This window comes from Corynebacterium hylobatis, assembly GCF_003955685.1.
In the GTDB taxonomy this organism is placed as follows: Bacteria; Actinomycetota; Actinomycetes; order Mycobacteriales; family Mycobacteriaceae; genus Corynebacterium; species Corynebacterium hylobatis.
In genome coordinates this window covers 62,976-84,724 of sequence record NZ_RXHJ01000008.1, presented here as the reverse complement: position 1 = coordinate 84,724, position 21,749 = coordinate 62,976, and the positions used below count along the sequence as shown (strand labels likewise).

Genomic DNA, 21,749 nt, shown 5'->3' with positions numbered 1-21,749 from the left:
CGGTGGATGGCGACGCCGATGACGGCGATGATGTTCTCCCCGCGCAGGCGGGGATGGTCCGGGTCATTGATTCCACCGAGTGGGTGGGGGACCGTTCTCCCCGCGCAGGCGGGGATGGTCCGTGACGTCCTCGATGCCCGCCGCTGACTCCAAAGTTCTCCCCGCGCAGGCGGGGATGGTCCCCGAGAACTACCGCATTTTGAATGCGGGGCCTCGTTCTCCCCGCGCAGGCGGGGATGGTCCCGTGCGTCTCGCTGCCGCCGCCCCGGACCTTGCGTTCTCCCCGCGCAGGCGGGGATGGTCCGGAGGAGCCGTGGCAAAACGTTCTCGAATCGAAGTTCTCCCCGCGCAGGCGGGGATGGTCCCCTCGGGTCAACCCCCAGGGCGAGGGCAATCTCGTTCTCCCCGCGCAGGCGGGGATGGTCCCACATCCCGAGGAAGAGGGCGAGCCAGAGGCCGGTTCTCCCCGCGCAGGCGGGGATGGTCCAGGTTGCGCCCCAGAATCTTCCGTGATACGGCCTGTTCTCCCCGCGCAGGCGGGGATGGTCCCCCGGAGCCTTGCTGTATCGGCCACGATCACCAGTTCTCCCCGCGCAGGCGGGGATGGTCCCTTCTCCGAGGCATACTCCTCTACTGGCCAGGCGTTCTCCCCGCGCAGGCGGGGATGGTCCCTGCACCTCCTGCTACAACACCTCCTACACCCGGTTCTCCCCGCGCAGGCGGGGATGGTCCCACCTTCCCCCTGCAGCCTCCGAAGTCGACCGAGTTCTCCCCGCGCAGGCGGGGATGGTCCCGGTAAGACGCACGTCGCGAAGGTCATCATCAAGTTCTCCCCGCGCAGGCGGGGATGGTCCCGGAACCGTCTACTCCGAGGGGGTCCACTACTTGTTCTCCCCGCGCAGGCGGGGATGGTCCCGGCTTCAGCCAGGAGGTCGTAGTTCTCGTTGAGTTCTCCCCGCGCAGGCGGGGATGGTCCCTTGGCGTACGGCTCGGTTTTGTCAACCCCGATGTTCTCCCCGCGCAGGCGGGGATGGTCCCTCATCTTCCAACTGCTGCCGTGCACGGGCCTCGTTCTCCCCGCGCAGGCGGGGATGGTCCCTGCTCGTCAGTGATGTTAGCCATTGTAGGGCAGTTCTCCCCGCGCAGGCGGGGATGGTCCCGGCGTGACCCTTGTCGGCACCGGTGTGAAGGTGTTCTCCCCGCGCAGGCGGGGATGGTCCCGGTCCCTGACCTCTAAGGGCCTGGACTGTCCCGTTCTCCCCGCGCAGGCGGGGATGGTCCCAACTCGCAGAAGTGCTTCTCCTTCGGCCTGACGTTCTCCCCGCGCAGGCGGGGATGGTCCCGAGAACGGACAGCCTGAGAATGTTGACGAGGTGTTCTCCCCGCGCAGGCGGGGATGGTCCACCGGGGGCGCTGGGGTCGTCGTCATCGTCATCGGTTCTCCCCGCGCAGGCGGGGATGGTCCCTTCCAAGATCGCGCCGGGAATTACCCAGGCGAGTTCTCCCCGCGCAGGCGGGGATGGTCCCTGTTGGAGTCGGCCGCGGAGTGTGACGACACGGTTCTCCCCGCGCAGGCGGGGATGGTCCTCGTGTTGCAGCCCTGCAGTTCTAGGAGAGGAGGTTCTCCCCGCGCAGGCGGGGATGGTCCGGTCTTGTAGCCGTAGTAGAACGAGCCATCAGCGTTCTCCCCGCGCAGGCGGGGATGGTCCCGTGTGCATGACCGTCCCCATGAACCGGGGAACGTTCTCCCCGCGCAGGCGGGGATGGTCCCGACTTCTCCGTGGCGGATCTTCTGCGGACAATGTTCTCCCCGCGCAGGCGGGGATGGTCCGCAAAGAACTTGTGGCTCACCCCGACGAAGATCGTTCTCCCCGCGCAGGCGGGGATGGTCCCTTCTCCGGGGTGATCTGCCAGCACCTTCCACGGTTCTCCCCGCGCAGGCGGGGATGGTCCCCAGGCATCCGCTGGGTTCGGTGCTGTCACCACGTTCTCCCCGCGCAGGCGGGGATGGTCCTGAAAGCTGGAATGGTAGCTATGACTCCTAAAAGTTCTCCCCGCGCAGGCGGGGATGGTCCCGAGATCGAAGACTGGGGCATCAACGCCATCGAGTTCTCCCCGCGCAGGCGGGGATGGTCCCCGCCTGCGCCGTCATCATCAGCGACGCACCACGTTCTCCCCGCGCAGGCGGGGATGGTCCCCCGCAAACACCGCATTTTGAGTGCAGCGGCTAGTTCTCCCCGCGCAGGCGGGGATGGTCCCCTGCTGATCTTTGACTCGATGACGGAGCTGTGGTTCTCCCCGCGCAGGCGGGGATGGTCCCCTTTGGTTCGCGGACAGTGGGGGCTTCGTGAAGTTCTCCCCGCGCAGGCGGGGATGGTCCGCCTTCCCCATGACCGGCCCCTAACTTTCCTGGGTTCTCCCCGCGCAGGCGGGGATGGTCCTGAGTGACCGCATGATGACCGTGGCCGAAGCACATTCTCCCCGCGCAGGCGGGGATGGTCCCTGGGAAACCGAGTTCTCCATCAAATGGGGTGCGTTCTCCCCGCGCAGGCGGGGATGGTCCCGATCTTCTCCACCGACTTCGGGGTGACGGCTCGTTCTCCCCGCGCAGGCGGGGATGGTCCCACATCACCCCTGATGACGCGGTGGAACTCACTGTTCTCCCCGCGCAGGCGGGGATGGTCCGGTGGTGTTGTCGATGAGGAAGGTGTCCTCGTTGTTCTCCCCGCGCAGGCGGGGATGGTCCGCTGATCATCAACCAGTTACCCGGGGTGCGCGGTTCTCCCCGCGCAGGCGGGGATGGCCCCTACATGATCGGCACCACCCACCGAAACATCGAGTTCTCCCCGCGCAGGCGGGGACAGGCCGGACGTTCCCCCACGAACCGATCACCTGGGAGCGTGCGGAGCGGCGGGGGACGGCCGCTACTACACCAGCAGGCGGGAGATCTTCGCGGCTGTCTCAGCCACCAGATCCCCGTAGTCCTGCCCGATGCTGCGGACCACGCGGCTGAGGGGGGCAGCCAGGCACACGACGCCGACGATTTTCCCGTCGACAATGACGGGGGCGCTGACCGAACCGACGCCGGGGACCCGGTTGCCCTCGGACTCGACCCAGCTGTGCTGGCTCAGCTGCTTCTCCGCCTCCGGGGTTCCAGCCAGAATCTGTCCGGCGGAACCTGCTGGCAGGGGCAGCCGGGAACCCTGCGGCAGGGTGACACGGAGTTCGTGGGGGGCGTCGATGGAGACGCGGCACACGCGTTCATCGCGGTAGCGCACCCACAGCTGGACGGATTCCTGGGCCCGGGAGGCCAATTCCCACAGGGGCTGGTAGCTGACCGCGTCGCGGTAGGTCTGCAGGATCCGGGTGCCCGGCCCGAAGGTGCCGTCTGGATAACGGGTGAGAAAATCCAGTTCCGCCATCGACAGGGCGAGGCGGTGGGTGGTGGACAGCGACAGTCCCGTCGTCCGGGCGATGTCGGCGGCCAGCCGTGGTTCGTCCTCCACTGCATCCAGGATGGCGGCCACCCGCTCGAGCATCCTGTTTCCGGGTTTGTCGCCGTCCATGATTCTCCTCTTTGTTCCGGCCCCGGGGTGGACCTGCGGTCCGGGGTGTCACCCCTTGTTTAGCACCTCGCCGCGGCCGGAATGAAGTGCCCCGGCGGGGCTCAGACGGTGGTCTTCTGCAGCGCCTTGTTCATGTAGGGGGCGACGATGCTGCGGGAGACCCGGCAGTCCAGCACATAGGTGCCGGTGGACTCGGAGGCGATCCACTCCTCGAAGTCGGCCAGATCGTCGAGGGTGCGCACAACAGTGCCCTGCGCGCCGAGGGGGGAGAGCATCCCCGCGAAGTTGATCTCGGGGATCAGCATAGGTTTCTCCGCTAGCCCCCTGGAGTTCGCGCCGTACTGGTGGATCTCAGCACCGTAGGCGGCGTCGTTGACGACGATGACCACGCCGCGGTGGGCGGTGCGGATGAAGCTCTCGGCATCCGCGATGCCCATCAGTCCGCCGCCGTCGCCGGTGACCAGGACGGTGGTGCGCTCGCCGGCGGCCGTCGCCACGCCCGGGGCGGAAGGGAAACCCAGGCCGATGGACTGGAAAGCGGTGCCCACCATTATGAGGTGGTCAGGACCCTGGACGTCGAAGTACATGTTCGCCCAGCCGATGAAGTGTCCGCCGTCGGAGACGATGAGGCGGTCGGCGGGGATGGTCCGGTTGAGGCGGACCATGAGGCTGCGTGGGTCGAGGCGCCCGTCGGGGGCGAGTTCCTCGCCGAGTGCGCGGGCGGTGGGGTCTGTTTCCAGTCGCTGCCGCTTTCCTGCGATGTATTCGCGGGAACGCAGGCCGTCGAGAAGGGCGGGGATGACGTCGGTGGCGTTGCCGGAGAGGAAGAGATCCACCCGCGGGTTGGTTGCGGTTTCGGCGATGTCGATCTGGATGATGGTGGCGTGCTCGCCGTAGGCATTGCCGAAGGAGGTGGTGAACTGGTTGAGTCCGGCGCCGACGACGAGCACGACGTCCGCGCGCTGCATCTCTCGCGCAGCACCCTCGGCGGCGAAGCCACCGCTGATACCAAGGTCGCGGTAACGGTGCTCACCGGTAGGGAAGGTGCCGCGGGCGGGGGCGGTGGTGGCGACGTCAGCGCGCAGCAGCTCGGCCAACGCGATCAGGTCGGCAGCGGCGGCGCGGGCCCCGCGGCCGGCGACGATGAGTGGATGGGTGGCGCCGACGAGCTTCTCCAAGGCTGCGTCCACCACCGGTACCGCGCGGACCGCGGGCTGCGCGGGGGCAGGTGCCTGCGCGCCGGCCTCGGTGACCGGCTGGTCGGCCAGATCATAGGGGATGGACAGGACCACCGGCCGCAGGGTCTCCAGTGCCAGGTCCACCGCCTGCTGGGTGATGGCTGCGGTGTTGTCGGGGCCGACGGTGAGGACGTGGGCACCTGCGGCGGTGGACATTGCGTCCTGGTCGATGTCGAAGTCCCGCGGTGCGGCGGCCGGGGCGGACCCCACGACGTAGACCAGCGGAGTGTGGGAAAGTGCGGCGTCGGTCAGCGCGGTGATGACGTTGGTGAAGCCAGGGCCGTAGGTGGTGGTCGCGACGGCAAGCTTCCGGGTCACGCGGTGGTACGAGTCGGCGGAGGCCACGGCGGCGACCTCGTGGCGGACGGGGACCATGGGGGTGCCGAGACGTTCGAGCGCGTCGACGAGCCAGGCGTTGCCGTTGCCCATGAGCCCGAAGAAAGTGTCAGTGTTGGACGCCAGCGTGCGGGCGACGGCCTCGGAGACGGTGTACATCAGATCCTCCAGTGATGAATGAGTGGCTTGTCCATATGTGTCTGACCCGGACGCTGCGCTCCGGAGGGTGTAGTACCCATTTTTCGGGCACCGAGATCTCCAGTGACCTCTGACACGTTCAAGTTAGCACCGTCATTCCCCTTTGCTCAATAGGTGGGAGATTAGGTCTCATTCAGTGGGATAAATTTTCTGACATCTGCACCTCGACTGTGCTGGGGATTTGCAAAAAGTGTGAGACATGACTCAAGTTGGCTCTTGCGCAGAATGGATCACATGCCTAGGCTCTCACTCAGTAGAACGTGAACTACCACTGAATGGGAACTAGTCATGACGCAGAATCAGCAGGACACCAGTAATATGCCGCTCGACGGAATCCGGGTTCTGGAACTCGGCAACTACATCGCAGCCCCCTTCGCCTCCCGCATCTTCGGCGACTTCGGGGCGGACGTCATCAAAATTGAGAAGCCCGGCGGCGATGAGCTGCGTGACTGGCGACGCCCCGTCGGTGACATCTCCATGCTCTTCCGCACCGTGGGACGCAACAAGCGCTCTGTCGTCCTTGATCTGCGCACCGGCGCCGGCATCGACGCTGTCAAGCGTCTCATCGCCGCCTCCGATGTGATCATCGAGAACTTCCGTCCCGGCACCATCGAGAAGTGGGGCATCGGCCCGGACGTCATCGCCGGACTCAACTCTGACGCCGTCCTCGTCCGCATCTCCGGTTACGGACAGACCGGCCCCTACCGCAACCGCGCCGGTTTCGGCAGCGCCGCCGAGTCCTTCGGTGGCCTGCGCTACGTCACCGGCGAGGCTGACCGTCCGGCCGCCCGCGCCGCAGCCAGCATGGCCGACACCGTTGCCGGACTCTACGGCGCACTCGGCGCACTCATGCTCATGCTGCAGCGCGCCCGCGGCCGCCACAGCGACGCCCGCGTCGTCGACGTCGGACTCTACGAGGGCGTATTCAGCCTCCTGGAATCCCTCGTGCCGGAATACGATGCCTACGGCATGGTCCGCCAGCGCTCCGGCGGAAAACTCCCCGGCGTGGTCCCCATGGGCGCCTACCCCTGCTCCGACGATCTTGAGATCGTCATCGGCGGTAACGCCTCCAGCGTGTTCAAGCGCCTCATGAACGTCATCGGTCGCCCAGACCTCGCCGAGGATGAGTCCCTGGTCACCGCGGAAGGCCGCCAGGCCCGGGAGGAGGAACTCAATGACCTCATCACCGCCTGGACCCGGTCAGTCCCGCTCAAGGAAGCACAGAAGCTTCTCGACGCCGCCGGCGTCCCCGCCGGCCCCGTCTACGACGCCCCCGGCATCGCCGAGGATGAGCACTACCAGGCCCGCGGCATGGTCGAGGAGCACCTCGTCCAGGTCGAGACCGACGCGGAGCCGCGCCCGGTCCGCTTCCCCGGCGTCGTCCCCAAGATCCCGGGCGCGGAGGGCTCCACCCGCTGGCTCGGCCCCGAGCTCGGCGAGCACACCCTCGAGGTCCTGCGTGACGTTGCCGGTCTGGACGAGGACGCGGCCCGCGCTCTGGCCGACTCCACCACTGACGCACTGGTGAAGGGATGACCGGCATGTACGTGGAAATCACCGACGTCTTCCTCCGTGACGGTCTCCAGGACGAGTCCGTCATCGTCCCCACCGAACGCAAGCTCGAGATCGCCCGCCGTCTCCAGGAGGTCGGCGTCCCCCGCATCGAGGTAGCCTCCTTCGTCAACCCGAAGCGCGTGCCCCAGATGGCCGACGCCGACGACCTCTTCGCCGCCCGGCCCGTGGATGCGGTGAGCTGGATCGCCCTGGCACTCAATGCCCGCGGCGTCACCCGGGCCGAGGCTGCCGGCGCCAGCGAGATCTCTGTCGTCGCCTCCGCCTCCGACGCCCACAGCTCCGCCAACGCCGGCGGCACCACCCGCGAGATGCTGGCCAACCAGGCCCCTGCCATCCAGGCGGCCCAGAAGGCGGGCACCCCCGTGATCGGCGGCATCTCCACGGCCTTCACCTGCCCCTTCGAGGGCGAGATCCTAGCCGCCAGGCTCGTCGAGGTGGTCCGCCCCTTCACCGAACTCGGCATCACCACCATCGGCCTGGCCGACACCCTGGGTAACGCCGAACCCGCCCAGGTCATCGACTCCATCCAGGCCGTCCAGGCGGCCTTCCCCGGGGTGACGCTGTCCCTCCACCTCCACAACGCCCACGGCCGGGCACTTGAGACCGTCACCGCGGCTCTCGAACTCGGCATTACCCGTTTCGACTCCGCCCTCGGTGGATTCGGCGGCTGCCCCTTCGCCCCTGGGGCGGCCGGAAATCTCAGCACCCTCGAACTCGTTGAACATCTGCATGCACTCGGCGTCGACACCGGCATTGATGTTGCGGCACTGACCCAGCTCTCAGCAGACGCAGCCGACTTCGTGGCTGCCGCCCCCGCACTCGCCTGACAGGAGACCCTCCCATGTCCGAGAACACCCCCCGCACCATGACCGAACCAGCACCCGTCAGGCCCGAGGACGTCAAATTCCCCCGCATCGGCGATCGGGACAACCCGACCCGCAAGGTTCTCGTCGAGACCTTCACCCCACCGGAAGGCTCCGTCGGCAGCACCACCGTGAGCAAGGAACCCCCGTGGCGCCGCATCGCAGGCTTCCCGCCCCTGTGGTTCGGCATCCTCTTCGCGATCGTCATCGCAGCCATGAACATGGGCGTGGTCCCTGACAACATGCTCGGCGGCTTCGCCATCACCATCATCATCGGCGGCCTGCTCATCTGGATCGGCAACCTCGTCCCGTATGTCCGCGAGGTCGGACTGCCCACGATGCTGTGCACCTTCATGCCGGCGATTCTCATCCACTTCGCGGTCTTCCCCCAGAACGGCATCGACGTCGTCACCAACTTCATGACGGCGCAGGGTTTCCTGGACTTCTTCGTCATCGCCGTCATCGTCGGCAGTGTCATCGGCATGCCCCGTGACCTGCTCATCCAGGCCGGCCCCCGCTTCGTCGTCCCGCTCATCGGCGCCCTGACCGCCACCTTCGGCGGCCTGTTCCTCCTCGGTACCGTCACCGGCTTCGGCGGTCTCGAGGCCGTGCTGTTCATCGCCGCCCCGATCATGGCCGGTGGCCTGGGCGTCGGCGCGGTCCCGATGTCCGAGATGTACGCCACCCGCCTCGGCGGCGAGTCCGGCGACTTCATGGGTGACCTCATGTCCGCCGTGGTCCTGGCCAACATCGTCTGCATCCTCATCGCCGGCGCCTACAACGCAATGGGCAAGCTGAAGAAGCAGCCCTTCCCCGGTTTCAACGGCTACGGCGACCTGCTGCGTGTGAAGAAGCAGGGCCGCGACCTGTCGATGCCCAAGAAGAAGGAATCCGGCAACCTCGTCGCACTCGGCAAGGGCCTGGCCATCACCGCTGTCCTCTACGTCGCCGGCACCGTCCTCGGCGAGATGTTCCCCGGCCTCCACGCCTACGCCTGGGTCATCCTCCTCGCATTGGCGCTCAACCTGTCCAACCTCTTCCCGAAGGACCTGACCGAGGCCGCCTCCTCCTGGGGTGACTACATCCAGTCCTACCTGGTCCCGGCCCTGCTGGTCGGCGTGTCCATCACCTACATCGACATCGGTGAGGTCCTGGACTCCCTGGCCAACCCGACCTTCATACCCCTGATCGTCATCACCGTCATCATCGCCACCGTCTCTTCCGGCATCGTCGGTTGGCTGGTGAAGATGAACTTCATCGAGTCCTCCATCACCCCGGGCCTGGTCATGGCCGACACCGGTGGCAGTGGTGACGTCGCCGTGCTCACCGCGGCCAACCGCCTCCACCTCATGGCCTTCGCGGCGCTGACCAACCGTGTCGGAGGCGTCCTCGTCCTCTTCGTCACCTCCGTCCTGGCCGGCTTCCTGTAGAAGCCCCTCAAGCTGAGAAGGACACCCGCACCGACTCCCGCGGGTGTCCTTCTCCTTTTGTCGGGTGAGGAGTTTCTATCGGGTGACCGGGGATTTCCGGTGACCTCCGCAGAGGATCGCCGCTTGGAATTGGCGAAGTTCACCACTTTTCTTGCCCCCGGCTCAAAAGACGCCTCCCCGCCGCCTGGATAAGGGCGGCGGGGAGGCGTCACATCGCGCCCCCGGCAGGATTCGAACCCGCGACCAATCGGGTAGAAGCCGACTGCTCTAATCCACTGAGCTACGGAGGCATGCGCGCTAAATAGTAGCGCACCGCGTGACAGAAGCGGAAAAGTTCGCTGAATGGCCCTTATCAGTGAAAATCCATGAACCGGGGGCGGTATGTAGCATCGGGGTTGTGTCCGGCGTCACCTGGATGCCGGATGTGTCAGGACCACGCTTAGTTGCGATCGATCAGTCAACCAGACCCCGGTGGATTGTCCGGGGCGACGAATAAGGAGCACCACCATGGCACAGCGAGTTCTCATCACCGCCGGAGCTGGCGGCATCGGCCTGGAGATCGCCCGGGCCTTCGTCCGTGAGGGGGCCAAGGTACATGTCGCCGACATCAATGCCGAGGCCGTAGAGAAGGTGACCAGCGAGCTGGAGAACGTCACCGGCACGGTGGGCGACATCGCCGACCCAGCGGCGGCGGACCAGATCCTCGAGGACGTGCGCAGCCACCTCGGGGGTCTGGATGTGCTGGTCAACAACGCCGGTATCGCCGGGCCGACCAAGCCGATCACCGAATACGGCGAGGATGATTTCGACGCGGTGATCAACGTGAACCTGCGGGGTACGTTCAACGTCACCAAGCGGGCGGTGCCGCTGCTGAAGGAATCCGACGCCCCCTCCATCATCACCATGTCCTCGCTGGCGGGGCGTTTCGGCTACCCGAACCGCATCGGTTACTCCACCACGAAATTCGCCCTGGTTGGTTTCGCCAAGACCCTGGCCCGGGAGTTGGGGGAGTTCGGCATCACCTCCAACACCATCCACCCGGGTGCCGTGGCCGGCCCGCGCATGGAGAACGTCCTGCAGGGCCGCGCCGACATCTCCGGCCGCACCCTGGAGGAGGAGCGGGAGAGTGCCCTGGCCAACCAGGCGGTCCAGCAGTTCGTCGACGCAGCGGACATCGCCGAGCTGGTGCTGTTCCTCGCCGGCCCGCACGCGCGCTCCATCTCCGGTCAGATGCTCAACATCGACGGTGATTCGAAGGCGGCGGTGTAGCCATGACGGAGCCTGCCACGGGTTCGGCGCCCCTCGGCGGGGCCGGACCTGACCCGGACGCCGACCCGGAAGCCCCGCGCCAGAGCCTGTGGCGCGGCCGGATTCTGCTGATCGCCGGCATCATTCTGCTGGGTATCTCCCTGCGTTATGCCGTCACGGGCCTCTCCCCGCTTCTCCCGGTGGTCCGGGAGGGGCTCGGCATCGGGGTCACCGGTGCCAGCATCATCGGCATGCTGCCCACGCTCATGTTCGGTGCGGGTGGCCTGCTGGCGCCGATGCTGGCGCGGCGGACCTCGACCGAGCTGGTCGCGGTCGTCGGCATGACGTTGGCCACCATCGGTGCCGTGGCCCGCGCGATGGCCACCGATGCCACCCTGTTCATCGTCCTGTCGGCGGTCTCGCTGCTGGGCATGGGCTTCGGCAACGTGGCGGGCGCACCGCTGGTGAAGAAGTACTTCCCCGACCGGCAGGCGATCATGCTGACCACCTTCGCACTGCTGATGCAGGCCGGCGCCACCCTGCCCGCCTTCACGGCGGTGCCGATCTCGAATGCCGCCGGCTGGCGCTGGTCGCTGGCGTCCTGGGCGCTGATCTCCTTCCTGGCGATCATCCCGTGGGCCATCCAGCTGTTCCGGAAGGACTCCGCACCCGCTACGGCCCAGGGCGAGACCGCCGGGGCACAGGAGTCGGCGGGCGTTTCGTTCGGGATCGGCTCCCTGCTGCGCAGCCCGACGGCGGTGGGTACGGCCCTGTTCTACGCCACCGCATCGTTCAACACCTACGCGGTGCTGGCGTGGATGCCGACCATCCTCGGTGACCGGGGACTGGATCTGGGCGCGGCCGCCGGTGTGTTCAGCATCTACACCTTCATGACGCTGCCGATGGCGCTGATCGTGCCGCTCATCGCGGCAAAGATGGAGCAGCCCTTCCCCCTGGCGGCGGCACTCAGTGTCGTGCACGCGATCGGCTTCACCGGCCTGCTGCTGGCGCCGGGGATCCCGGCCCTGTGGGTGACCATCATGGGTCTCGGCGGCGGTGCCTTCCCCTTCGCCATCGCGATGTTCAACCGCCGCACCCGGACCGAAGCCGGTTCCGCCGTGATCTCCGGTTTCGCCATGGGTGTGGGTTATCTCGTCGGTACCCTCGGCCCGCTGGCCGGTGGCTGGTTGTTCTCCGCCACCGGCGGCTGGGAGGCCGCGATGATCCTCTACGCCGCTTCCGGAGTGCTGATGCTCGGTGGTGCCTACCTCATGACGCGGAAGAAATTCCTCGAGGATGAGGTGAGGACGGTGGCTCCCGCCACCGGCTAGGTCGGAAACCGGCCGGGCATTAGGGTAGGTGCCATGTCAGCACCGCAGGTAGAAGAGCAGGCCGGGACGAAGAGGGCGTCGATAAGCAGGACGAGCAGGGTGCGGCCTACCTGGCCGCTCTACCTGCTCTTCCTCGGCGTCGCGGGGCTCGTGGGCGCGACGATCTCCTTCGGGCTGCTCACGGATTCACTCATCGCGCTGGGCATCCCGGACCCGGGGCCGGTGACCACCTGGGGCCTGCCCTTCTTCCGGGCGGTGGGTTGGATGCTCGCCGCACTGTCGGTGGGTTCCTTCATGTTCTCGGCCTTCTACATCTCGCCGAAGGTGCCGGACAATGACAACTCGCGCCTGGTGGAGGCCCCGCTCACCGTCGACGGGGACATCGCCGCGCGGACCGGTGCGTTCTCGGCGCTGAGCTTCGCGCTCGTCGCGCTGCTGATGATCCCGCTGGTGCTCTCCGATGTCTCGGGCACGCCCTTCCGGGACACCCTCGCCCCGGACATGTGGGCGGTGGCCATCGGCCAGGTCGCCACGGCGCAGGCCTGGGCCGTGGTGGCCGCCTTCGCCGCGGTCGTCGGCATCGCGGGGTTGATCTTCCGGAAGTGGATCGCGCAGCCGCTGCTGCTGGTCGGCGCTGTTCTCACGGTCGTGCCGCTGGGCATGGAGGGTCACGCCGCGGCAGGCGGCGCGCACGACTACGGCACCAACTCCTACCTGTGGCACCTGCTGGGCATGGTCTTCTGGGTCGGTGGCCTCATGGCGCTGATCGCGCACGGCCGCCGCCTGGGCCCGGACATGGAGCTGGGGCTGCGCCGTTATTCACGGATCGCGCTGTTCGCCATCCTGGTGATGATCATCTCCGGCCTGGTCAACGCCGCGGTCCGCGTGGAGTGGTCCGACTGGTTCACCACCACCTACGGCTACATCCTGGTGACCAAGACCGTGGGCCTGCTGGTGCTGGGATTCCTCGGCTGGATCCACCGCAGCATCACCATCCCGCAGATCAACACCCGGCCGCGGCTCTTCCTGCGTTTCGCGGTCGGTGAGGCCGTCGTCATGGCCGCCGTGACGGGCGTGGCCATCACCATGGGCCGCACCCCGCCGCCCCCGCCGCGGGACCCGAACCTCTCGCAGATGGCCATCCAGATGGGCTATGACCTGGTGGAGAAGCCGACGCTGACCAACGTGTTCACCATGTGGCGGTTTGACGTCATGTTCGGCACCATCGCCATCCTCATGACCGCCGGCTACCTCTACGGCGTGTGGCGCGTCCACCGCAGGGGTGGGACCTGGCCGTGGCTGCGCACGGCGATGTGGCTGACCGGCACGGTCTCCTTGTTCGTCACCACCAGCTCAGGCCTGGGCATGAACATGCCGGCCACCTACTCGATGCACATGATCGTGCACATGATCCTGTCGATGGTGGTGCCGCTCTTCCTCGTGCTCGGCGGGCCACTCTCCCTGATCATGGCGGCCTACGAGCCGGGCGCGCCGGGGCAGCCCTCGGCGCATGACTGGGTCGTGGCGATCACGAAGGCGCCGCTGCTGAAGATCATTAGCCATCCGGCGGTGAACACCGCCCAGTTTCTGTTCTTCTTCTACGTGCTCTACATCTTCATCCCCTTCTACGAGCTGATGATCTCCGAGCACGCCGGGCACCTGTCCATGAACTGGGTCTTCCTGCTCTCCGGTTACCTGTATTTCTGGGAGCTGGTTGGCCCGGACCCGTTGCCGGTGCAGCGTCCCACGGCGATCCGCCTGGCGTGGCTGGTCGGTTCCATGCCCTTCCACCTCTTCGCCGGCATCTACCTCATGCAGCTGACCACGGTGATGGGCGAGGACTTCTACACCAGCCTGGGTCTGCCCTGGGAGCTGAATCTGCTGGAGGATCAGAAGGTCGGTGGCGGCATCGGCTGGGCCTCGGGTTCCTTCCCGCTGGGTCTGGTGTTCATCCTGCTGTTCCTGGGCTGGCGCCGGGATGACCGCGCCACCGAGGTGGAGTACGACAAGAAGGTCGAGGCAGGGGAGAGCGACGAGTACGAGGTCTACAACGAGATGCTCGCCCGCATGGCCGAGGGTGGTTCCACGCGCCCTGACTACTACGGGGATGAGTTCCCCCGCAAGCCCTGATCCCGCACGGTGCACCCGTGCCTGTGGATGGCGGGGGTCTGTCCACAGGCTTATCGACGCCTCGTTGTCACCGCCCCACCGCAGTGGCAGGGTGCGGGGTGTCACCATCATTCACAGACACCAGGGGGAACTACCGTGGCAACATCAACCACCACCATCACCGGCAACCTGACCCGGACACCCGTCCTCAAACAGTTCGAACCGTCCAAATCTGACCTGGTCAGCATGCGGGTGGCCGTGAACCGCCGCGTACTCAAGGACGACAAGTGGATCGACGGCGACGCGGCCTACATCACCGTCGAGGCCTGGGGCTCGCTGGCCCGGCACTGCAGGGTCTCGCTGGACAAGGGCATGCCGGTCATCGCGACCGGCCACCTGGTCACCACCGAATGGCAGGTGACCGGGGAGGAGAAGCCGCGCACCCAGCTCGTCCTCAAGGCCAGCAGCATCGGCCTTGACCTGACCTACTACATCGCCGCCTCCCGGAAGATGGACGCCAGCGAACGCCGCATCGAGGGCATCCAGATTCCCGAGCAGGACATGGCCGACATCTACGACCAGAAGCTCGAGATCAAACAACAGCCCGCCGACTCCTTCACCGATGTCTCGCACCTGCCGGAGTCACCCCTGGGGCAGCCGGTGGGGGCGGCCGGACAGCCGGATGCGCCCTTCTAGCGGCCGTTCGGGTATATACACGCCGGTCATGTACCCTGTGGAGTGTCTTTAACGCATCACACACAAGGGGAGAAATGGCCGAGTTCATCTACACGATGAAGAATGTGCGAAGGGTCGTCGGCGACAAGGTCATCCTTGACAACGTCACGATGGCCTTTTACCCGGGCGCCAAGATCGGCGTCGTCGGACCCAACGGTGCCGGCAAGTCCTCCGTCCTCAAGGTCATGGCAGGTATTGACCAGCCCTCCAACGGCGAGGCCTTCCTCCAGCCGGGTGCCACCGTCGGCATCCTGCTGCAGGAGCCGCCGCTGAACGAGGAGAAGACCGTCCGCGAGAACGTGGAGGAGGGTCTCGGCGAGATCTTCGAGAAGAAGCAGCGCTTCGAGGCGATCGCCGAGGAGATGGCGACCAACTACACCGATGAGCTGATGGAGGAGATGGGCGTCCTGCAGGAGGCCCTCGACGCCGCAGACGCGTGGGAGGTCGACTCCAAGATCGAACAGGCCATGGAGGCACTGCGCTGCCCGCCGTCGGATTCCCCGGTCACCCACCTCTCCGGTGGTGAGCGCCGCCGCGTTGCCCTTGCCAAGCTGCTGCTGTCCGAGCCGGACCTGCTGCTGCTCGATGAGCCCACCAACCACCTGGACGCCGAGTCCGTCCTGTGGCTGGAGAAGCACCTCGCCGACTACAAGGGCGCTGTCCTGGCCGTCACCCACGACCGTTACTTCCTCGACCACGTCGCGGAGTGGATCTGTGAGGTCGACCGCGGCCAGCTGCACCCCTACGAGGGCAACTACTCCACCTACCTGGAGAAGAAGGCCGAACGCCTCGAGGTCTCCGGCAAGAAGGATCAGAAGCTGCAGAAGCGCCTGAAGGACGAGCTCGCCTGGGTGCGCTCCTCCCCGAAGGCACGTCAGGCCAAGAACAAGGCCCGTCTGGAGCGCTACGAGGAGATGGCCGCCGAGGCCGAGAAGTACAGGAAGCTGGACTTCGAGGAGATCCAGATCCCGACCCCGCCGCGCCTGGGCAACAAGGTCGTGGAGGTCAAGGACCTGGAGAAGGGCTTCGACGGCCGCACCCTGATCAAGGACCTCTCCTTCACCCTGCCGCGCAACGGCATCGTCGGCGTCATCGGTCCGAACGGCGTGGGCAAGACCACCCTGTTCAAGACCATTGTCGGCCTTGAGCAGCCGGACGCCGGCAGCGTCGAGGTCGGCGACACCGTCAAGCTGTCCTACGTGGACCAGGGCCGCGAGAACATCGACCCGGAGCAGACCGTGTGGCAGGTCGTCTCCGACGGCCTGGACTACATCCACGTCGGCCAGAACGAGATGCCTTCGCGCGCCTACCTGTCCGCCTTCGGTTTCAAGGGCGCGGACCAGCAGAAGCCGTCGAAGGTGCTCTCGGGTGGTGAGCGCAACCGGCTGAACCTGGCGCTGACCCTCAAGCAGGGCGGCAACCTGATCCTGCTCGATGAGCCGACAAACGACCTCGACGTGGAGACACTCGGTTCCCTGGAGAACGCGCTCACCGAATTCCCGGGCTGCGCCGTGGTCATCTCCCACGACCGCTGGTTCCTGGACCGCACCTGTACCCACATCCTCGCCTGGGAAGGCAACGTGGAGGAGGGCCGCTGGTACTGGTTCGAGGGCAACTTCGGCGACTACGAGAAGAACAAGGTCGAGCGCCTCGGCGCCGACGCCGCACGTCCTTCGCGTGTCACCCACCGCCGCCTGACCCGCTAGTCCTGATCGGTCAGCACGACGCAACTCCCGAAGGCCTGCACCCTGCACAGGGTGCAGGCCTTCGGCTTATCCTCGATCCACCGATGAGCTTTGGGTCGAGTTTCTGATCTGATTTCGGCTCCTCGGTGTCGCGGTGAACAGGCCGTCGCCGGCGAAGTCCCGCACGCCTTGCAGCGCGCCGTGCACCTTCTTGTCGAAGCGGGATTCGTCGTACAGCTCGTGTACGAGTTCCTGGGAGGCGACCATCACCATCTCGGTGCCGGGGAGTCGGAAGCGGAAGATCGGGCCGTACTCGGCGACCTTGTCCATCACCCCGAGAATGCCTCCATGAATATCCACCTCGAGCAGGTTCCCGCCACAGGCAGGGTTCTCGGCTGCGGAATCGGGACGAGCGTGCTATCGGGCGTCATCGGTTGACCTCCTTCTTGGCGGGCTTCAGCACCGACGTTCCCACGAGTGCGACACCCACGACCCCGGTTACGATCAGTCCGAGTGTGGCGGGGTTCCACCACCCAGCACTCTGGAACATCAATGCACGAGAGCCTTCAGCGAGGAAGCGCAGCGGGTTCCACGGGTACACCCAGTCCTGCCAGAAGCTCGGTAGGAACTCGTAGGGCAGGTTCGCCGTGCCCAGACCCAGCAGTAGGACGGCGACCGGCACGATCATGCCCGCCATGCCGAGCCAGTTGATCGAGCCGATCACGAGCGTCATCAGGGCAAACGATGCGATAGCGAGGAACACAGCTGCGCCGGTGAAGGAGAAGTCCAGATCCGGTGCGAACGCCGAGAGCACGCCGGCAGACACGGTTCCGACGATCGTCGCGGTAAGGACAGCGAGTCCGAGCTGGGTGGCTGCCCCTCGACCCTTCGATGGGGTTTGAGTCTGTGCCGTCTCGCCGGCGTAGAGGGGGAAGGTAGAGCGGATCACGATGCCGCCGACGTAGCTGGCGAGGTAGACGAGGATCATGAACAGCATCGGCAGCACCGTGGCCGACAACCCCAACGAAGCCGGGATCTCGTTGTACGCTTCCACCTCGACCGGCACATCGATGCCGGCGGTCAGCTCATCGATCGAGCCGGACAGTTGAGCGCTCACCATCGGATGCTTGCCCTCATTGACGATCAACGTCAACGGTGACACCTCTCCCGCGCCCTGTCGGGCCATCACCTGAGACTCGCTGAAATCCGATGGGACCACGAGAGCCGCATAGATGTCGTTGTTCTCCAGCGCCTCATCCAGCGTCTCCTGGGAGTCGAGGCTCTGCCAGGCGAGCATGCCGTCGGCACCGCTCGCAGTGACCGTGCCGACGACCTGTTCCCCGGCCGCGAGCGTGCCCTGCGGGGTCTCGAAGCCCGCATCGAGATCGACGACCGCGATCGGAAGCTCACGCGGTTCCATCGTCACCATCGGAGCGACCAGCAGCACCCCGGCTGCAAGGGCGACCAGAACGACGATGAAGGGCCGAAACCAGCGGCCCCATCCGGCTCGGTGAGTGGGATCAGTCACGGGAAACTCCTTTGAATAAGATACGCTGCGTATCGTGCATGGCGATAGCGTATGCTTGAGGAACAAGAAACGCAACGTATCTTGACCAAGGAGCCCCATTGTCATCGCAAGAATCGCCTGCGAAAGCCACGCGGCGCCGTGGCGCGGAACTGGATGAGGCGATCCGTCAGGCCGTGCGCGACGAGCTTGAGGCGCACGGATACGCCGCACTCACCTTCGAGGGGGTCGCCCGGCGCGCGCAGACATCCAAGCCAGTGATCTACCGCCGCTACGAATCGCGCGCGCTCATGGTGGTCGACGCCTGGATCAGACCCACTCCTTCGGACCCGGAACCCACCAGCACGGGCGACCTGCGCGAAGACTTCAGGCTGCTCGCACGAGCTGTCTTCGAGCGCTTCTCCCGCATCGGCATCGAGACATTGCGGGGCATCCTGGCCGAATTGCCGCCCGAGCAGATCCCGAAGCTCACCGAGACCACGACTTCCTGGGCCCGTGACGCACTCCACGTGGTTCTGGCCGCTGCGCGTGAGCGGGGCGAGATCGGCAGCAGGCCACTGCCCGAGCATGTCGCCGAACTGCCCATCGTCCTGATGCGAAATGAACTCTTCTTCACCGGAAGGCCCGATACGGCGCCGCTGAGAGACCGCGAGATTGACCGGATCATTGACGATATATGCCTGCCTCTGCTCAGGCCAGGCGATGGAAATGGCAGTTAAAGGCCGTTCTGCTCTGCCTGGCAGAGGGCTTGTTCTTGCACCTGCGGGATGCTCCTGGAGCTGTAGGAAAGTGAACTGTCTAAGCCCCATTTATCCTGATCGCAGGGGCATCTCGTCGTTTAACACGCCGCAATAACCGCAGCCCAATCGGTGGATCCGGGCTTATGCGCCGAGAGCGGCACTGATCTCCTGGGCCGCCTGCTTGGCGGAGGGGCCCACCCCGGTGATCGTGGCTGATCCCGGGCCGGTCCAGTCGCCGTAGCCGACCAGGTGCAGGCCGGGGATTGCCGGGACGCGGCCGTCGAGAAGCCCCCGGACCGGTCCGAGGGCGGGTCGGAAACCGGTGCACCAGATGAGGTGGTCGGACTTCACCTCATCGAGGGAGTCGAACATGCGGGTGGGTGTCAGTCGTCCGGAATCCCGGGCCTCGCGGACGTGGGGGAGCATGACGATATCGCCCAGTTGGGAGTCGGGTCCGGGGTCGGTTTCAGCGCGCAGGATCGCCAGGGCTCGCTGCCGGTTTCGCCGGAACAGCACGCGCCCGTCGACGTCGTCGGGCATCCAGCGTGGTTCGTGCCGGGTGTACCAGGTGACTCGGGCGACCTGGCTGAGTTCTGCCGCGATCTGCGCGCCGGAGTTCGCTGCCCCGACCACAGCCACTGACTGCCCCTGGAAGGGCTCGGCGCCGGGGTAGTTCGCCGAGTGCCACTGCGTCCCGGTGAAGGCGCCCGGGTACGCCGGGACGAAGGGCGCCGACCAGGTTCCCGTGGCTGCGACAACGTTTCTGGCCAGCCAGGACTGCTCGGGGGAGTGGACGGTGAACAGCCCTTCGTCATGATCCACCCGGGTGACGCGGACGGGGCGGTGAATGGTGAAGTCGTAGCGTTTCTCGTAGTCGGCCAGATAGTCCACGACATGACGGGCCGGGGGAAAACCGTCGAAGGCGGGCATCGGCCTGCCGGGCAGGTTGGAGAAGTCGGCGGTGGAGAACAGCGTCATGGACGGCCAGACATGCCGCCATGCTCCACCGGGGGCGGCCTGGTCGTCGAGGATGAGGGTGTCCACCCCGGCCCGGCGCAGGTAGTAGGCGGTGGCCAGGCCCGATTGTCCGCCCCCGATGATGATCGCTCCGAAGACGTGCGGATTTCTCATGAGAATGTCCTTGGCTCCTGTTCCGTTTCAAGGGCTGAGGGTCAGTCCATCTGGAGGACGGTTCGCAGCTCGGCGAACAGCTCAGGGCGTACCGAGTGGATCACCGTGCGCCCCTCCCGGAAACGGTGCAGCAGGCCGGCCTCGGTCAGTTTCTTCAGGTGGTGTGAGACGGTCGGCTGGCTCAGTCCGAGTCGCTCGGTGAGTTCGTTGACGCTGACCGGCCCGCAGCCGCCGGCGGCCAGCTGCGAGAGGATCCGCAGCCGGGCAGGCTCGGCCAGCACCTTGAACAGGGCGGCGTAGCGCGTGGCCTCGTCGTCGCTGAGCGGGCCGCTGCCCAGGGAACAGCATTCGGAGAGGTCGGACAGGGGAAGAATTCGGACGACCGTCATGTGGCCAGCATATATTGACGGCCATCGATAAGGGAAGTAGTTTGGATATCGATACACGTCAATACCTCGAAAGGTCGCCGATGACCGCACCAGTCAGGCCCGCCCGTATTTCCTTCCTCGACAAATATATTCCGGTCTGGATCATCCTCGCGATGGCGCTCGGACTCCTGCTGGGCCGCGGCATCCCCGGGCTGGCCCCCTTCCTCGGCTCCATGGAGGTCGGCGGCATCTCGCTGCCGATCGCGCTGGGCCTGCTGGTCATGATGTATCCGCCGCTGGCCAAGGTCCGCTACGACAAGACCCGTGAGATCACCTCGGACAAGCGCCTGATGAGCGTCTCGCTCATCCTCAACTGGATCGTCGGCCCGGCCCTCATGTTCGCCCTGGCCTGGACCTTCCTGCCGGACGAACCGGAACTGCGCACCGGCCTGATCATCGTCGGCCTGGCCCGCTGCATCGCCATGGTGCTGGTGTGGAGCGACATGTCCTGCGGTGACCGGGAGGCCACCGCCGTGCTGGTGGCGGTCAACTCCGTGTTCCAGGTGCTCATGTTCGGTGTGCTCGGCTGGTTCTACCTGCAGGTCCTGCCCTCCTGGCTGGGCCTGGAGACCACTTCCGCCGATTTCTCCTTCTGGGCCATCGTCACCGCCGTCCTCGTTTTCCTCGGCATCCCCCTGCTGGCCGGTGTCCTCTCCCGGATCATCGGTGAAAAGATCAGGGGCCGGGCCTGGTACGAGTCGAAGTTCATCCCCGCCATCTCTCCGCTGTCCCTGATCGGCCTGCTGTACACGATCGTCCTGCTGTTTTCCCTGCAGGGCGAACAGATCACCTCCCAGCCCTGGACCGTGGCGCGACTGGCCGTGCCACTGCTGATCTACTTCGTCGGCATGTTCTTCATCTCCCTTGCGGCCTCCAGGGCCTCGGGCATGGGCTACGCCCAGTCAGCGTCGGTGTCCTTCACCGCCGCAGGCAACAACTTCGAGCTGGCCATCGCGGTGGCCATCGGCACCTTCGGGGCGACCTCGGCCCAGGCGCTGGCCGGCACCATCGGCCCGCTCATCGAGATCCCCGTGCTCGTGGGGCTGGTCTACGTCATGCTGTGGTTGGGTCCGAAGCTCTTCCCCAATGATCCCACCCTGCCGGCCGGCAGGACCGCCTCCATTCAGACCCTCACCGCCACCGAAAAGGAAACCGTCGCATCATGACCGCCACCACCCCGTCTGTCCTGTTCGTCTGCGTCGGCAACGGCGGCAAGTCCCAGATGGCTGCCGCACTTGCCGAGCAGCACGCCGGTGGTCGCCTGGAGATCCACTCCGCCGGCACGAAACCGGGCACCAGGCTCAACGCCCAGTCCATCGAGGTGATCGCGGAGGTCGGCGCCGACATGTCCCGGGGAACCCCCAAGGGCGTTGACCCCGAGCTGCTGCGCCGGGTTGACCGCACCATCATCCTCGGTGCCGACGCCGAACTGGAGCTGCCGGCGGACGCGCGCGGAACACTGGAGCGCTGGGTGACCGACGAGCCGTCGGAGCGCGGCATCGAGGGTGCCGAACGCATGCGCCTGGTGCGTGACGACATCGACGCCCGCGTCCGGCAGCTCATCGCGGAACTTGAGGGCTGATAACGCCGTCCACCGACTCTCCGCCGCCC

The 21,749-nt window shown here is 66.3% G+C and carries 17 protein-coding genes, 1 tRNA gene and 1 CRISPR repeat array (1 of these 19 only partly in view); of the genes, 11 read left to right on the top strand and 7 right to left on the bottom strand.

The window, feature by feature from the left end; all coding sequences use genetic code 11:
• A CRISPR array of direct repeats spans positions 1-2,867; the repeat unit is 28 nt; unit sequence GTTCTCCCCGCGCAGGCGGGGATGGTCC (it extends 334 nt beyond the left edge of the window).
• A 60-nt stretch (positions 2,868-2,927) separates the two neighbouring features.
• Positions 2,928-3,566, bottom strand: a complete 639-nt coding sequence (locus EAH68_RS08335; protein WP_126120868.1) for an IclR family transcriptional regulator — start codon at positions 3,564-3,566, stop codon at positions 2,928-2,930.
• A 101-nt stretch (positions 3,567-3,667) separates the two neighbouring features.
• Positions 3,668-5,299, bottom strand: coding sequence for a thiamine pyrophosphate-binding protein (locus EAH68_RS08330; protein ID WP_126120867.1), 1,632 nt, complete (start codon positions 5,297-5,299; stop codon positions 3,668-3,670).
• Between the two features lie 327 nt (positions 5,300-5,626).
• Between EAH68_RS08330 and EAH68_RS08325 the strand changes: the two genes are divergently transcribed.
• Genes EAH68_RS08325 through EAH68_RS08315 form a run of 3 tightly spaced genes read left to right on the top strand, consistent with a single transcriptional unit; the run spans position 5,627 to position 9,206 of the window.
• Positions 5,627-6,874 (top strand): CaiB/BaiF CoA transferase family protein, encoded by a 1,248-nt coding sequence (locus EAH68_RS08325; RefSeq protein WP_126120866.1) that lies wholly within the window; start codon positions 5,627-5,629, stop codon positions 6,872-6,874.
• 5 nt (positions 6,875-6,879) lie between these two features.
• Positions 6,880-7,740: a hydroxymethylglutaryl-CoA lyase gene (locus EAH68_RS08320; RefSeq protein WP_126120865.1), complete on the top strand. Its 861-nt coding sequence runs from the start codon at positions 6,880-6,882 to the stop codon at positions 7,738-7,740.
• Positions 7,741-7,754: 14 nt separating this feature from the next.
• Positions 7,755-9,206, top strand: coding sequence for a 2-hydroxycarboxylate transporter family protein (locus EAH68_RS08315; protein ID WP_126120864.1), 1,452 nt, complete (start codon positions 7,755-7,757; stop codon positions 9,204-9,206).
• 216 nt (positions 9,207-9,422) lie between these two features.
• On the opposite strand, the gene EAH68_RS08310 is transcribed toward EAH68_RS08315, so the two are convergent.
• A tRNA-Arg gene (locus EAH68_RS08310) sits at positions 9,423-9,496 on the bottom strand.
• 217 nt (positions 9,497-9,713) lie between these two features.
• Here EAH68_RS08310 and EAH68_RS08305 point away from each other — a divergent pair.
• The 5 genes from EAH68_RS08305 (at position 9,714) to ettA (ending at position 16,335) form a co-directional block, all read left to right on the top strand.
• Positions 9,714-10,475 (top strand): SDR family oxidoreductase, encoded by a 762-nt coding sequence (locus EAH68_RS08305; protein WP_126120863.1) that lies wholly within the window; start codon positions 9,714-9,716, stop codon positions 10,473-10,475.
• 2 nt (positions 10,476-10,477) lie between these two features.
• The gene (locus tag EAH68_RS08300; RefSeq protein WP_126120862.1) at positions 10,478-11,785 is read left to right on the top strand and encodes an MFS transporter; all 1,308 of its coding nucleotides are present in this window, start codon (positions 10,478-10,480) and stop codon (positions 11,783-11,785) included.
• A gap of 33 nt (positions 11,786-11,818) precedes the next feature.
• Positions 11,819-13,915: a bifunctional copper resistance protein CopD/cytochrome c oxidase assembly protein gene (locus tag EAH68_RS08295; RefSeq protein WP_126120861.1), complete on the top strand. Its 2,097-nt coding sequence runs from the start codon at positions 11,819-11,821 to the stop codon at positions 13,913-13,915.
• 135 nt (positions 13,916-14,050) lie between these two features.
• Complete coding sequence (locus EAH68_RS08290) at positions 14,051-14,590, top strand: single-stranded DNA-binding protein (RefSeq protein ID WP_164546442.1); 540 nt, start codon at positions 14,051-14,053, stop codon at positions 14,588-14,590.
• 74 nt (positions 14,591-14,664) lie between these two features.
• Positions 14,665-16,335: an energy-dependent translational throttle protein EttA gene (gene ettA, locus EAH68_RS08285; RefSeq protein ID WP_126120859.1), complete on the top strand. Its 1,671-nt coding sequence runs from the start codon at positions 14,665-14,667 to the stop codon at positions 16,333-16,335.
• Positions 16,336-16,401: 66 nt separating this feature from the next.
• On the opposite strand, the gene EAH68_RS08280 is transcribed toward ettA, so the two are convergent.
• Positions 16,402-16,683 carry a cytochrome P450 gene (locus tag EAH68_RS08280; RefSeq protein ID WP_277600469.1) on the bottom strand — a complete coding sequence of 94 codons (282 nt, stop codon included), beginning with the start codon at positions 16,681-16,683 and terminating at the stop codon, positions 16,402-16,404.
• A gap of 58 nt (positions 16,684-16,741) precedes the next feature.
• A complete protein-coding gene (locus EAH68_RS08275) occupies positions 16,742-17,842 on the bottom strand; it encodes a YhgE/Pip domain-containing protein (RefSeq protein WP_164546441.1) in 1,101 nt (366 codons plus the stop codon).
• A 98-nt stretch (positions 17,843-17,940) separates the two neighbouring features.
• Between EAH68_RS08275 and EAH68_RS08270 the strand changes: the two genes are divergently transcribed.
• Positions 17,941-18,558, top strand: a complete 618-nt coding sequence (locus EAH68_RS08270) for a TetR/AcrR family transcriptional regulator (RefSeq protein ID WP_126120857.1) — start codon at positions 17,941-17,943, stop codon at positions 18,556-18,558.
• Positions 18,559-18,720: 162 nt separating this feature from the next.
• On the opposite strand, the gene EAH68_RS08265 is transcribed toward EAH68_RS08270, so the two are convergent.
• Entirely contained in the window at positions 18,721-19,710 is a 990-nt protein-coding gene (locus tag EAH68_RS08265; protein WP_126120856.1) for an ArsO family NAD(P)H-dependent flavin-containing monooxygenase, read from the bottom strand.
• A 41-nt stretch (positions 19,711-19,751) separates the two neighbouring features.
• The gene (locus tag EAH68_RS08260) at positions 19,752-20,099 is read right to left on the bottom strand and encodes an ArsR/SmtB family transcription factor (RefSeq protein ID WP_126120855.1); all 348 of its coding nucleotides are present in this window, start codon (positions 20,097-20,099) and stop codon (positions 19,752-19,754) included.
• 80 nt (positions 20,100-20,179) lie between these two features.
• Here EAH68_RS08260 and arsB point away from each other — a divergent pair, with 80 nt between their 5' ends.
• Positions 20,180-21,304: an ACR3 family arsenite efflux transporter gene (arsB, locus tag EAH68_RS08255; protein ID WP_164546440.1), complete on the top strand. Its 1,125-nt coding sequence runs from the start codon at positions 20,180-20,182 to the stop codon at positions 21,302-21,304.
• Positions 21,301-21,720, top strand: a complete 420-nt coding sequence (locus EAH68_RS08250) for an arsenate-mycothiol transferase ArsC (RefSeq protein ID WP_126120853.1) — start codon at positions 21,301-21,303, stop codon at positions 21,718-21,720. The genes arsB and EAH68_RS08250 overlap by 4 nt, the downstream gene beginning before the upstream one ends.
• Positions 21,721-21,749: the final 29 nt, after the last annotated feature.

Bases quoted from the DNA above. Each gene is read 5' to 3' on its own strand.
- EAH68_RS08305 (WP_126120863.1), top strand. From the start codon at position 9,714: ATGGCACAGCGAGTTCTCATCACCGCCGGAGCTGGCGGCATCGGCCTG.
- EAH68_RS08300 (WP_126120862.1), top strand. From the start codon at position 10,478: ATGACGGAGCCTGCCACGGGTTCGGCGCCCCTCGGCGGGGCCGGACCT.
- EAH68_RS08325 (WP_126120866.1), top strand. From the start codon at position 5,627: ATGACGCAGAATCAGCAGGACACCAGTAATATGCCGCTCGACGGAATC.
- EAH68_RS08250 (WP_126120853.1), top strand. From the start codon at position 21,301: ATGACCGCCACCACCCCGTCTGTCCTGTTCGTCTGCGTCGGCAACGGC.
- EAH68_RS08315 (WP_126120864.1), top strand. From the start codon at position 7,755: ATGTCCGAGAACACCCCCCGCACCATGACCGAACCAGCACCCGTCAGG.
- EAH68_RS08320 (WP_126120865.1), top strand. From the start codon at position 6,880: ATGTACGTGGAAATCACCGACGTCTTCCTCCGTGACGGTCTCCAGGAC.
- ettA (WP_126120859.1), top strand. From the start codon at position 14,665: ATGGCCGAGTTCATCTACACGATGAAGAATGTGCGAAGGGTCGTCGGC.
- EAH68_RS08265 (WP_126120856.1), bottom strand. From the start codon at position 19,710: ATGAGAAATCCGCACGTCTTCGGAGCGATCATCATCGGGGGCGGACAA.
- EAH68_RS08260 (WP_126120855.1), bottom strand. From the start codon at position 20,099: ATGACGGTCGTCCGAATTCTTCCCCTGTCCGACCTCTCCGAATGCTGT.
- EAH68_RS08335 (WP_126120868.1), bottom strand. From the start codon at position 3,566: ATGGACGGCGACAAACCCGGAAACAGGATGCTCGAGCGGGTGGCCGCC.
- EAH68_RS08295 (WP_126120861.1), top strand. From the start codon at position 11,819: ATGTCAGCACCGCAGGTAGAAGAGCAGGCCGGGACGAAGAGGGCGTCG.
- EAH68_RS08330 (WP_126120867.1), bottom strand. From the start codon at position 5,299: ATGTACACCGTCTCCGAGGCCGTCGCCCGCACGCTGGCGTCCAACACT.
- arsB (WP_164546440.1), top strand. From the start codon at position 20,180: ATGACCGCACCAGTCAGGCCCGCCCGTATTTCCTTCCTCGACAAATAT.